At 70.3% G+C, this 12,301-nt stretch carries 9 protein-coding genes; 5 read left to right on the top strand and 4 right to left on the bottom strand.

Annotated features, from left to right (window positions below):
• The first annotated feature begins 45 nt into the window (after positions 1-45).
• Both Vse01_RS26665 and Vse01_RS26670 read left to right on the top strand, forming a co-directional pair.
• The gene (locus Vse01_RS26665) at positions 46-1,536 is read left to right on the top strand and encodes a phosphatase PAP2 family protein (RefSeq protein ID WP_093402910.1); all 1,491 of its coding nucleotides are present in this window, start codon (positions 46-48) and stop codon (positions 1,534-1,536) included.
• Positions 1,502-2,326: an endonuclease/exonuclease/phosphatase family protein gene (locus Vse01_RS26670; RefSeq protein ID WP_232511150.1), complete on the top strand. Its 825-nt coding sequence runs from the start codon at positions 1,502-1,504 to the stop codon at positions 2,324-2,326. The genes Vse01_RS26665 and Vse01_RS26670 overlap by 35 nt, the downstream gene beginning before the upstream one ends.
• Positions 2,327-2,534: 208 nt before the next feature.
• Here the strand turns inward: Vse01_RS26670 and Vse01_RS26675 are convergent, their stop codons facing one another.
• A complete protein-coding gene (locus tag Vse01_RS26675; RefSeq protein WP_093402911.1) occupies positions 2,535-3,497 on the bottom strand; it encodes a TIGR03557 family F420-dependent LLM class oxidoreductase in 963 nt (320 codons plus the stop codon).
• Positions 3,498-3,840: 343 nt separating this feature from the next.
• Between Vse01_RS26675 and Vse01_RS26680 the strand changes: the two genes are divergently transcribed.
• The gene (locus Vse01_RS26680) at positions 3,841-5,244 is read left to right on the top strand and encodes a cellulase family glycosylhydrolase (RefSeq protein WP_093402912.1); all 1,404 of its coding nucleotides are present in this window, start codon (positions 3,841-3,843) and stop codon (positions 5,242-5,244) included.
• Between the two features lie 237 nt (positions 5,245-5,481).
• Positions 5,482-6,498, top strand: a complete 1,017-nt coding sequence (locus Vse01_RS26685; RefSeq protein WP_093402913.1) for a sporulation protein — start codon at positions 5,482-5,484, stop codon at positions 6,496-6,498.
• Between the two features lie 86 nt (positions 6,499-6,584).
• Here the strand turns inward: Vse01_RS26685 and Vse01_RS26690 are convergent, their stop codons facing one another.
• Both Vse01_RS26690 and Vse01_RS29510 read right to left on the bottom strand, forming a co-directional pair.
• A complete protein-coding gene (locus Vse01_RS26690; RefSeq protein ID WP_093402914.1) occupies positions 6,585-6,962 on the bottom strand; it encodes a hypothetical protein in 378 nt (125 codons plus the stop codon).
• A gap of 197 nt (positions 6,963-7,159) precedes the next feature.
• Positions 7,160-9,202 (bottom strand): glycerophosphodiester phosphodiesterase family protein, encoded by a 2,043-nt coding sequence (locus Vse01_RS29510; protein ID WP_232511151.1) that lies wholly within the window; start codon positions 9,200-9,202, stop codon positions 7,160-7,162.
• Between the two features lie 172 nt (positions 9,203-9,374).
• Here Vse01_RS29510 and Vse01_RS26705 point away from each other — a divergent pair, with 172 nt between their 5' ends.
• Positions 9,375-9,776 (top strand): hypothetical protein, encoded by a 402-nt coding sequence (locus Vse01_RS26705; protein ID WP_093402917.1) that lies wholly within the window; start codon positions 9,375-9,377, stop codon positions 9,774-9,776.
• A gap of 109 nt (positions 9,777-9,885) precedes the next feature.
• On the opposite strand, the gene Vse01_RS26710 is transcribed toward Vse01_RS26705, so the two are convergent.
• Positions 9,886-12,234: a HelD family protein gene (locus Vse01_RS26710; protein ID WP_507762956.1), complete on the bottom strand. Its 2,349-nt coding sequence runs from the start codon at positions 12,232-12,234 to the stop codon at positions 9,886-9,888.
• Positions 12,235-12,301 lie beyond the last annotated feature (67 nt).

The following is a 12,301-nucleotide window of genomic DNA, read 5'->3' on the forward strand; positions in this document are numbered from 1 at the left end:
CGGCGGACCGGGTACTGCGGCACGCCAGAGGCGAAGGAGGCTGCCGTGGGCGCGGTCAGGGACGTACTGCGACGACCCCTCGGACACTTCACCGAACGTACGCTCGCCGGCTTGGCGCTCGTGCTCGGTGCCGGGGTCGGCTTCGGGTTGCTGCTGGTGCTGGTCCGGGTGCGGTGGTCGCCGCTGTACGACGTGGACCACGGTGTCGCCGAGTGGCTCAACGACCAGGTGGCGCCGATCGGGCCGCTGGTGACGGTGCTCAACGCCATCACCGACCTCGGTGGGCGGACGGTCATCATCTGGTTGGTGACCGTGGCAGTGGTCGGGTTGCTGATCCGCCGGCAGGGTCGCCTCGCGGTGTTCCTGATCGCCACGGGAGTGGGCGCGCTGGTCCTCGACCCCTCGCTCAAGACGCTCGTCGACCGGTTGCGCCCCGAGGTGGACGTGCCGATCGGCGCGTACGCGGGGCAGAGCTTCCCCAGCGGTCACGCGCTCGGGTCGATGGTGGCCTATGGCGCGCTGCTGCTGGTGTTCCTGCCGGCGATGGCGCCCCGCTGGCGTCGGCCGGCGATGGCCCTGGTCGCCACCGTCGTCTTCCTGATCGGGTTCACCCGGGTCGCGCTCGGCGTGCACTTCCTCTCCGACGTGATCGGTGCCTGGCTGCTCGGCGCGGCCTGGCTGGGCGTCACCGCGTACGCCTTCCGGTTGTGGCGGTTGGAGCGGGGACGGCCCGCGGCGCCGCTGACCGAGGGGTTGGAGCCGGAGGCCGGGCACGAGGTGGCGCCGGCGCCGGACGAGGAGAAGCTGCTGCCGCATGCCCGGGCCGGCATCGCCGAGATCATCGTCGGCTGGGTGCTGGTGTTCGGTGCCCTCTACGGCTTCGGCATGTTCGTCAGCTACCACGCCGACAACACCTTCCTGGCCAGCCTCGACGAGACGGTGCCCAACTGGTTCGCCGAGCAACGTACCGCCTCGCTCGACGATTTCAGCTGGTGGTGGAGCAAGGTCGGCGACACTCACGCCATCCTGGCGATCTCGCTGGTGTTCTGCCCGCTGGTGCTGGCGATCTGGCGGCGTTGGCGTCCGGTGCTGTTCGTGGCGTTGACCATGTTCGGCGAGTTGACCCTCTTCCTGGCCAGCGCGGCGGCGGTGGACCGGCCGCGCCCGCCGGTGGAGAACCTGGACGGACCGATGCCGACCTCGTCGTTCCCGTCCGGGCACATCGCGGCGAGCCTCTGCATCTGGGTCGCGATCGCCGTGATCGTCTTCCCCCGGACCGACAGGTGGTGGCGGTGGGTCTTCGTGGCGCTCGCCGTGGTGATGCCGGTCGGGGTGGCGATCTCCCGGATGTACCGGGGCATGCACCACCCGACGGACTTCATGGGCGCGATCCTGCTCACCTCGCTGTGGATCGGGCTGTTGTACTGGGTGGTGCGTCCCAACGAGGACGTCCGGCAGGGCAACCAGCCGGCCATCGAGTCCGAGGACGTGGACACTCTCGATGACGAGCTGGCTCGGGCCGGCCAGCCGGGCTGAACCGGCCGTGCTGAGGGTGATGACGTGGAACATCCGCACCGGCGGTCGGGACCGTGACGGTCCGGACCGGCGCGAGCTGGTGGCCCGGGTCATCACCCAGCAGCGGCCGGACGTGCTCGCGTTGCAGGAGCTGGGTGGTCTCGACGTCGCGGGCCTGGCCAGCGGCGTCGGGCTCCGCCCGTTCGTGGCCCGTTCCTGGCTGGGGCAGCCGGTCGCACTGCTGGTGGCTCCGCGGTGGCCGGTGCTGGCCGCCGCGCCGGTACGCCGGCCGTTCCACCACGCAGCCCAACGCGTGGTGGTGAGCACCGAGGCCGGTCCGTTGACGGTGCTCGGCACCCACCTCGACCCGTACTCGGGCACGCGCCGGCTGGTCGAGGCGGGGTGGGCGGTCGCCGCGCTGCGCCCCCGCCACGACGGCCTGGCACTGCTCGCCGGTGATCTGAACACCCTCGATCCGTACGCCGGGCACGCCGACCAGGTTGGTCGGCTACCGCCCGCGTACCGTCGCCGGCATCTGCGTCGGGACGGGCGGACGGTGGAGACCCGATCGGTGGCCCGGCTGCTCGCCGCCGGGCTGGTGGATCTCGGAGCGGACGCCGGACCGACTGTGCCGACCGCCCACGGTGGTGCCGAGTTCGCCGACATGCGCCTGGACTACCTGCTCGCGACTCCCACCCTGGCCACCCACCTCACCCACGTAGGAGTGCTCCGCACCCCCCACACCGACCACGCCTCCGACCACTACCCCCTACTAGCCGACTTCGCCCTCACCCCACCTCTGCCGGGTTGATCAAGAGGTTCTGGTCTCCGACGTCGGCGTGTCGGGACCAAAACCTCTTGGTCAACACCCGTCCGAAGTCACAGGAGCAGGTTGAGCAGGACGGTCAGGACGATCGAGGCGACGATGGAGAACAGGATCATCAGGAGGCAGCCGACGCCGCCGCCGGCGGGGCGGATCTCCGTGTTGCCGATACGCATCGACTGTCACACCTTCCTGCTCAGAGGTCACGCAGTCGGGGGAGCAGCTGTTCCTGCGCCCAGTCCAGGAACATCGGTTGGGTGTCGCCGCCGACCTGAACCAGTGCCACGTGGGTGAAGCCGGCGTCGACGAACTTCTTGAACGCCGCCACGTGCTTGTCCACGTCGGGGCCGCAGGAGAGCCCGGCCGCCACGTCCTCCTCACGCACGCTGCGGGTGGCCGCCTCGAAGGAGTCGGTGTCGGGCAGGTCGCTGTTGACCTTCCAGCCCAGGCCGAACCAGCGGAACTGGTCGTGGGCGATCTTGCGGCACTCGGCCTCGTCGGGGCCGTAGCAGATGGCCACCTGCCCGTACCGCGGACGTCCAGCCCCGCCTGCCTGCTCGTACATCTCTACCAGGTGCGGCTCCGGATCGGTGGCGATCATGCCGTCGGCGTACTCGGCGGCCAGGGTTGCCGACTGTCGGCCGGAGGCGGCCACCGCCATCGGCACCGGCGTGTCGGGCCGGTCCCAGACGTAGGCGTCCGGCACCTCGAAGTGGTTGCCGGAGAAGGTCAACGTCTCCCCGTTCAGCAGCGGACGGATGATCTGCAACGCCTCCTCGAACATCTCGTGCCGCTGCTGGACGTGCGGCCAGCCGCCCACCACGTGCTCGTTGAGGTTCTCCCCGGCGCCGAGGCCGAGGGTGAACCGCCCGTCGGAGAGCACTCCCAGCGTCGACGCCTTCTGCGCCACCACCGCCGGGTGGTAACGGCGGATCGGGCAGGTCACGAAGGACATCAGCGCCGCGCGGGAGGTGGCGTGCGCGACCGCGCCCAGCACCGACCAGGCGTACGGGGAGTGCCCCTGCGACTCCAGCCAGGGGTAGTAGTGGTCGGACATGACGAGGTGGTCGAAGCCGGCCGCCTCGGCCCGCACGGCATGGTCGACGAGTTCCTTCGGACCTGCCTGCTCGCACATCAGGGTGTAGCCGATGCTGACCATTGACGTCTCCTTCCGGCCGGGGCGGGTCATTCCGGATACCCCGGGCCGGATCGGTCAACCCTGCTCGACGCTTGACGGTGCACCGGCCCGTGCCTACCGTTGTCTGAACCGGTTCAGATGCCGGCGTGGTGTGCATCCTGTGGTGGGGATGTCCGCCCCCGTGACGACTCGGTGTCTCCTGGGTCGTCACGGGCAGCCGGCGTACTGAACCGGTTGCTTTCGCTAACCCATCGGCATACGCTGATGCCTCGCCGGGTCTGAACGCGGCTGTCGGGCTGCAGCCGCTCACCTGTCACTCACCGCACCCCCTGGGCACGGGGGAGACACCTCCTGCGAGGAATGCATGAGAAAACTGTTCGCGGCCGTCGGCGCCGTCCTGCTGGCGACCGTCGCCGCAGTCTTCGCCTTCGGACCTTCGGCGCACGCCGCCGCCGGCTTCACGGTCAGCAACGGGCGGCTCTACGACGCCAACGGCAACGAGTTCATCATGCGTGGGGTCAACCACGCGCACACCTGGTACCCGAACCAGACCAGCTCCTTCGCCGACGTCAAGGCTCTCGGCGCCAACTCGGTTCGGGTCGTGCTCTCCAGCGGCGACCGGTGGACCCGGAACAGCGCCAGCGACGTGTCCAACGTGATCCAGCTCTGCAAGGCCAACCGGCTGATCTGCGTACTGGAGGTGCACGACACCACCGGGTACGGCGAGCAGAGCGGCGCGATCACCCTGGACCGTGCGGTCGACTACTGGCTCAGCATCTCCAGCGCGCTGAACGGCCAGGAAGCGTACGTGATCGTCAACATCGGCAACGAGCCGTACGGCAACCAGAACTACTCGTCGTACGCCACCGACACCGCCAACGCGATCCGTCGGCTGCGCGACGGCGGCCTCACGCACACCATCATGGTGGACGCCCCGAACTGGGGGCAGGACTGGTCCTTCACCATGCGGGACAACGCCCCCACGGTCTTCAGCGCCGACCCGGCCGGCAACACGGTCTTCTCGGTCCACATGTACGGCGTCTTCGACACCGCCGCGGAGATCAGCGACTACCTGGGTCGGTTCCGCAGCCGTGGCCTGCCCATCGTGGTGGGCGAGTTCGGGCACAACCACTCCGACGGCAACCCCGACGAGGACGCCATCCTCTCCTACACCCAGGCCAACGGCATCGGCTGGCTGGGCTGGTCGTGGAGCGGCAACAGCGGTGGCGTGGAGTACCTCGACATGGCCACCAACTTCAACCCGAACCAGCTGACCAGCTGGGGTGAGCGGTTGTTCAACGGCACCAACGGCATCCGGCAGACCGCGCGGCAGGCCAGCGTCTACGACTCGACCCCGCCGACCACGCCGCCGCCGTCGACTCCGCCGCCGTCGACTCCGCCGCCGTCCACCCCGCCGCCCTCGACTCCGCCGCCCTCGACGCCGCCCCCGTCGACTCCGCCGCCGAGCGCCGGTTGCACGGCGACCTACTCGATCAGCGGACAGTGGCAGGGCGGCTTCCAGGGTGAGGTGCGGGTAACCGCCGGCGCCAGCGCCATCAACGGCTGGACGGTGCGCTGGACGTACGCCAACGGCCAGACGGTGACCCAGTCCTGGAACGCCACTGTCACCAGCAGCGGTTCCACCGTGACCGCCCGCAACGTCTCCTACAACGGCCGCCTCGGCGCCGGGGCCAGCACCACCTTCGGCTTCCTCGGCAGCTGGAACGGCACCAACTCGGCCCCTGCGGTGGCCTGCACCGCAAGCTGACATCGCACCGTCGATGGCCGGGCCCGCATGGGCCCGGCCATCTCTGCTTGTCGGGCCGTCTCGGTGCGCCGGTGCCAGGGGCCCCAGGGTTCCGGCGTCGTACGACCCGGCGAGACGGCACGAATCCGTACCACATCGGCTTGTTTTCAGCGACCTCACAGGCCCGCTCGATAGGGTGCGCTGGTCCGCGTCCGCTCCCAATGTGGAGTTCGGGCACCAGACCCCGCAGGAGTACCGATGGTCTTCAAGAAGATGCTGAGCGCGTTGGGCGTGGGCGGTCCCAGTGTGGACACCGTCCTGGCCAACCCGAACACCCGGCCCGGACTGGCACTCGACGGTCAGGTCAACCTGCTCGGTGGGGACGCCGCGGCGGACATCGAACACATCGCCATCGGTCTGGTCACCCGGGTCGAGATCGGTGAGCAGGCCGGCGTGATGGAGTTCCACCGCCAGGTGGTCAGTGGGCCGCTGCAACTCGCGCCGAAGCAGACGCTGTCCATCCCGTTCCAGCTTCCGCTTCCCTGGGAGACGCCGATCACCGCGGTCTACGGTCAGCGGCTGCACGGCATGTCGCTGGGGCTGCGTACCGAACTGGCGATCGCCCGCGCGGTCGACAAGGGCGACCTGGACGAGATCAACGTGCACCCGCTGCCGGTGCAGGAGCGCATCCTGGAGGCGTTCCTCCAGCTCGGCTTCCGGTTCAAGAAGGCCGACCTGGAGCGCGGCCTGATCCACGGGGTGCAGCAGACCCTGCCGTTCTACCAGGAGATCGAGTTCTTCGCCGGGCCGCAGTACGCGCAGACCATCAACGAACTCGAACTGACCTTCGTGACCAACCCGCACGGCGTCGACGTGGTGCTGGAGTGCGACAAGCGCGGCGGCTTCCTGGCACCCGGCCACGACGTCTTCGGCCGCTACCAGGTGGCGCACACCGACGCGGAGCGCTCCGACTGGGTGCAGGTGGTCGACGGCTGGTTACAGGAGACCATCGGCCGCTTCGGTGCCATGCGTGCCCAGGCGTTCGGCCCGCAGGGCTACGGCGGCGCGCAGAAGTTCGGCCACCCGCATCAGCGGGGCGGCGTCGGCATGGGCGGGGTGGTGGCCGGCGCTGCGTTGGGTGCCGCCGGTGGCATGCTCGCCGGCCACATGATCGGTAACGCGTTCGAGGGTGCCGAGGACGAGGTGTCCGAGGCCGCCGGTGACTTCGGTGGCGACTTCGGTGGCGGCGACTTCGGCGGTTTCGAGGAGTTCTAGGCACGACGAGACGGTGGCCCTTCGGGATCTCTCCCGAAGGGCCACCGTGCGTACGCGGGCCGGTCGCGGCCTCGCCGGTGCGGGGGTCACCGCCCCCGCTTGCGCTCCTCACCGGAACGCTTCGCGCTACCGGCCTTGGCCAGACCACGGCTGCCCAGGTAGCCGAGGGTCAGCAGGGTGATGAAGAACCACGCCTGGCCCGGGTTGTTCAGGTTCAGCCCGTACGCGCTGGTGCCACGCCAGAAGGCGGCGATGACCACGGTGGTTACGGCAGCGGCGTAGATCCAGAACTCGGTGGTCAGGAACGCCTGCTTCGTCTCCGTACCCGGTGCCGGCATCGGCTCCCGGTGCCCGTCGTGCATCATCGGCATCTGACGGGTCGGTGCCTCCTGCATGGCTGCCCGGTTCTGCACGTCCTGCGCCGGGCGGTTCATCGGCCTGGTAGATGCAGCCTGCGTGCTCATCTGTCCTCCTCAGGATTGATGAGTCGTAACCTGCGACCCTCGCCCCGCTACCGCGTGTCGGCCACGGCACGGTTCGCGCACTTGGCGGGGGCACCCCACGTCTACCCCCGCCGACGGGGGCAGTAACGCCCGCCCGTTCCGCGATTACCGCCGTTCGCGCGGGCGACGCCGGGCTGCCGCGTCGCCCGCGCTCAGGCTCACCGCAGGCCGTTGCGGATGGCCACGCCGACCAGCAGATCCGGGTCGTCGGTGATGATGCCGTCGACCCCGAGGTCGATCACCCGCTGCATCACCGCGGCGTCGTTGACGGTGTACGGGATCACCTTGAGGCCGTACCGGGCCTGGAGGGTGCGTACGTCCGGTCCGTGGAAGTACGTCGGGTTCTGCCGCAGGTACCAGTCCGGGTGGCTGACGGAACCCTGTGCCGGGTCGTGCACCTGCCAGTTCGCCGACACCGTGGCAGCGCCGGCAGCCCGGGTGAGCTTGCCCAGGTCCCGGTACTTCCACCAGTCCAGCCCGGCGGTCCACGGGCTCTTGACCGACGGGTCGCCGTACACCGCCCGCAGCGAGCACTCATCTGCCAGCCCGGCACACTCCGCCGGCCCGTACTGCCAGACCAGGGCGACCGTCTCGATCCGCCGGTCCAGGCGACGGGCGTAGGTGATGGTGCGCCAGTCGAAGGACTGGACGGTGACCCGGCTGGTGAGGCCGGCGCGCTGCACGGCGGTGACCAGCTTGCGGGTGAAGCTACGGTACGGCTCGGTGTCGTCCACCAACGGGCTGATCTTCGTCTCGATGTTGAACCGGATGTCCGTCCGGCCGCTGGCCTTCAGCAGCGCGAAGACCTCCTCCAGGGTGGGGATCCGGGCACCCGGGACGGGCACCTGGTCGGGCAGTTCGGCGGTCGTCTTCGTACCACAGTCGAGGGTCTTGAGCTGCGCGAGACTCAGCCGGTGCACCAGCTTTCCCACGTACGGGAACTGCGGGTCGCGGGGCCGTACCGGTGCGGTGTCGAGACAGTGCGAGCCGTTGACGGTGCGGTCGTGCAGCACGACCAGCCGGCCGTCGGAGGTCACGCCGGTGTCCAGTTCCAGGGTGGAGATCGCCGGGTTGGCCAGCGCGTTGGCGAAGGCGGGCAGGGTGTTCTCGGGCCGGGTCGCCCGACCGCCGCGGTGCGCCTGGATGTCGAACGGCGACGCGTACGCCCGGGGCAGCCGGTAGCCGCGCTGCGCGAGCAGCGTACGCAGCCGGTCCGGGTAGTCGGTGATGATGCCGTCCACCCCGTCGTCGATCAGCTTGGCCATGGTCGGCACGTCGTTCACCGTCCACGGGATCACCCGGATGCCGTTACGGTGCGCGTGGGTCACCAGTTCCCGGGTCACGTACGGCCGGTAGCCGGGGTCGGTGACGGTGCCGTTCTGCGGGAAGCCGTGCACCGGTGAGAACGCGGTGACGCCCAGGCTGCGGATCGCCCGGATCGGGTCGCCGCCGAAGTCGTCGATGTCCAGCCCACCCAGCCACGGCGAGGCGCCCGGCTGCCCGACCTGGAGGAAGTCGTAGTTGGTGAGCGCCACCAGCGGCAGGCGCGGTTCGACCTGACGCATCCGCTTGAGCGCGCCCCAGTCGAAGCTCTGGATGGTCACCTGCCGCAGCAGCCCTGCGGCCCGGATCTCCTTCGCGGTGACCTGGACGAACTGTTCCCGTGGCGCGGTCTCGTTCGGCGCTCCCGCCTCCACCTTGGTCTCGATGTTGAGCGTCACGTCGTCCGCCCGGTACCGCTTTACCAGGTCGAAGACCTCACTCAGCAGCGGCATCCGAGCGTCGGGCACGGCGAGTTGGCCGGGCCGGTCCGGCAGCGTACGTGAGCCGCAGTCGAGGGTGCGCACCTGTGCCAGGGTCAACGTGTTGACGTACTTCCCGACGTACGGGAACTCTGGGTCACCGGGTACGACCGGGGCGGTGTCGGTGCACTTCGCGGCGCTGACCCGCCGGTCGTGGGTGACCACGGCCCGTCCGTCCTCGGTGATCTGCACGTCCAGTTCGAGGGTGCTCACCCCGAGCTGAAGGGCGTTGCCGAACGACGCGAGGCTGCTCTCCACCCGCAGCCCGAGTCCGCCCCGGTGGGCCTGTAGGTCGAAGTCCCGTTCTGGTCGCGGATGTGCCGCGGCAGGCGCCGCCAGCATGGTCGTCACGATCGTCGCGGCCAGGGCCACGACGGCGGTACGGCGTACGATGCGCACGCTGTCCTCTCCCTCCTGCGGGGATCTCCCGCCGAATCCGATGCACAGCATCGGCAGTCGGCGCGGCGGGCAGGCAAGCGCCGTGCGACGACCCGGTGAACCGGCGGTGCGGGTTTGCCGCGCCGGTCACCGGGCACGCACCGAGACCGACCCTTCTGCGAGGTGATGGATCGTGCGTGAGGACGAGATGCGACAGGACGCCGCCCGCCGGGCCGAGGAGCGGATCGCCGGCGGCGTGTACGGCGAGGGTGCCCTGGACGAGGTGACCGTGCCGCCGACCGATGTGGAGAGCCAGTTGCAGCGCGACGACCCGGACGACCCGGCGGACGTGCCGATCGACCCGAACGTGCTGCGCGACGGCGGCCCGACACGCGGCCAGGGCGCGATCACCACGACCGGCGGCACCGCCGGCCCGGCCAGCGCCCGTCGGGTGGCCCGCCAACCGGAGCGCCATCGCGGCAAGGTCGCCCCAACCACCACCGGCGACGCCACCACCGGCGGCCTGACCACCCCACCCGCCGGCCCAACAAGCGACAACTCCACCCCCACCACCCACCAGGGCAACTTCGAATAACCACCCACCCACTCACCCAACCCCAACCCCACCCCAACCCCACCCCAGCCCCGGTTGATCAAGAAGTTTTGGTCGGATCTTGAGATCAACATCGACCAAAACTTCTTGATCAACGCGGGTGGGCACGGGTGGGCGGGAGGGTGGGGGTGGGCGGGAGGGCGGGGGTGGGGGTAGGGGTGGGGGTGAGGGTGGTTAGGCGTTGGGTGGCTCGGGTGAGGGCTACGTAGAGGTCGCTGGGGCCTCGGGGGGACTCGGCGATGATGCGGTCGGGGTCGGCCACGATGACCGAGTCGAATTCCAGGCCCTTGGCCTCGGCGACGGTCAGCACCACCACCCGGCTCTCCAGCTCCGGTTGCTCACCGACGGCCGCCTCGGGCAGTGCCGCCGTTAGGGCGGTACCGAGGTCGTCGAGCCGGCCGGCCGGGACGATCACCCCGAGCCGCCCGTCGGTCAGCCCGGCTGCCTCGGCGGTGGCGACCGCCACCAGCTCCGCGCCGAGCGACTCCGCCGGCACCGCCCGCTGTTGCGGCGCGAAGCCGCTGGAGCGTACGGCGCGGGGCGGGCGCAGCGTCGGATCGATCTCGGCCAGTACCTCTGCAGCCACCTCCATGATCTCGGCCGGGGTGCGGTAGCTGACGGTCAGCTCGGTCAGCCGCCACCGGTCCGCCACGTACGGGGCCAGCGCCTCCGCCCACGACGGTGTGCCGGCCAGCGCACCGGTCTGCGCCACGTCACCCACGATGGTCATCGAACGGCTCGGGCAGCGGCGCATCAGCAGCCGCCACGCCATCGGGGACAACTCCTGTGCCTCGTCGACGATGACGTGGCCGAACGCCCAGCCTCGGTCGGCCGCCGCCCGCTGGGCGGTGGTGAGCCGGTCCGCCTCCTCCTGCCGTTCCAGCAGCCGGTCGGCGTCCAGCAGGTCGGTCACGCCGAGGATCTCGCCGCCCTCGGCCTCGTCCTCCACGTCGATCGAGCGGGAACCCCGGGCGATCTCCAGCACACCCTCGGCGTACTCGCGTTGCAGGGCCCGGATCCGGTCCCGGCGGGCGGCGGCGGCCCGGTCGTCCTCGCCGAGCAGCTCCGCCGCCTCGTCCAGCAGGGGTACGTCCGCCGGTGTCCAGCCGCCCGGCTCGCGGTGCAACGCGGCCCGCTCCGCAGCGGTGAGCATGGGCGCGGCGGTGTCGATGCGCTCGGGTGCCGCGTACAGGTCGGCGAGCAGGCGTTGCGGCGTGAGCACCGGCCACAGCTCGTCCAGGGCCGCCCGGACCTCCGGCTCCTCGCGCAGCTCCCGGCGGATCTCGGCGCGGTCGGCCTCTTCGAGCAGGTTCTCCCCACCCAGCGGGTCGGCGCCGATGCGTTCGGCCACCTGGTCGGCGAGTGCGTGGATGACCTCGATGTCGAAGACCGCGCGGGCCAGGTTGTGCGGCCGGCCGCTGCGCCGGGCCCGGTCACGCGCCGCGTGCACGGTGGCCGGGTCCAGGACCAGGACCTCCCGCTGCGGCAGTTCGATCTCCATCGGCTCGTCGGGCACCCGCTGCCGATCGCGTACGGCGTTGGCCAGCACCTCCACCATCGTCAGGCGGCCCTTCAGGGCGGCGGTGGTGGCCGGCTCGGCCCGGTGGGCGCTGACGCCCGGGAAAAGATCGCCCTGGGTACGCAGCAGCACGCCCGTCTCGGCCAGCGCGGGCAGCACCTGCGAGATGTACCGCAGGAACGTCACGTTCGGGCCGACCAGCAGCACGCCCCTGGTCGACAGTTCCCGCCGGTGGGTGTAGAGCAGGTACGCGGCCCGGTGCAGCGCCACCGCGGTCTTGCCGGTGCCCGGCCCGCCCTGCACCACCAGCACGCCCGGCAGGTCGGCCCGGATGATCCGGTCCTGCTCGGCCTGGATGGTCTGCACGATGTCCCGCATCCGGCCGGTCCGGCCGGCGTTCAGCGCCGCCAGCAGCGACGCCTCACCGGTCACCTCCTCGTGAGCGGTGGGGGAGGCGGTGGCCAGGTCGAGCACCTCGTCGTTGAGCCCGACCACCTTCCGTTGCCGGGTACGCAGGTGCCGACGTCGCCGGATGCCCTGCGGGTTGGCGGCGGTGGCGAGGTAGAAGGCGCGGGCGGCCGGGGCACGCCAGTCCATCAGCAGCGGCTCGTAGTCACCTTCGGTGTCGAAGATGCCGATTCGACCGATGTAGTGGCGCTGGTCGCTGTCGGTGTCCAGCCGGCCGAAACAGAGGCCATTCTCCACCGCCGAGAACTGCTCGACCTGGTCGGCGTACATGCGTACCGAGCTGTCGCGTTGTGAGCGGGCCTGCAACGTGCCGCCGGTGGACCGCAGTTGCTCGGTCAACCGCGTCGCCGCCTGGTCACGTAGGTCGTCGAGGCGCTGGTAGAGCATCGAGACGTACTCCTGCTCGCGGCCGATCTCGTCGTCGGACGGCGAACCGCCGGAGTGCCTTGACAATCCGTCTCCCGATTAGCTAGAATTCGCATTCAGAACGGCTTTCGCAGCCGTTCATTTTTTATGCCTG

Source organism: Micromonospora sediminimaris (assembly GCF_016863575.1).
Lineage (GTDB): Bacteria > Actinomycetota > Actinomycetes > Mycobacteriales > Micromonosporaceae > Micromonospora > Micromonospora sediminimaris.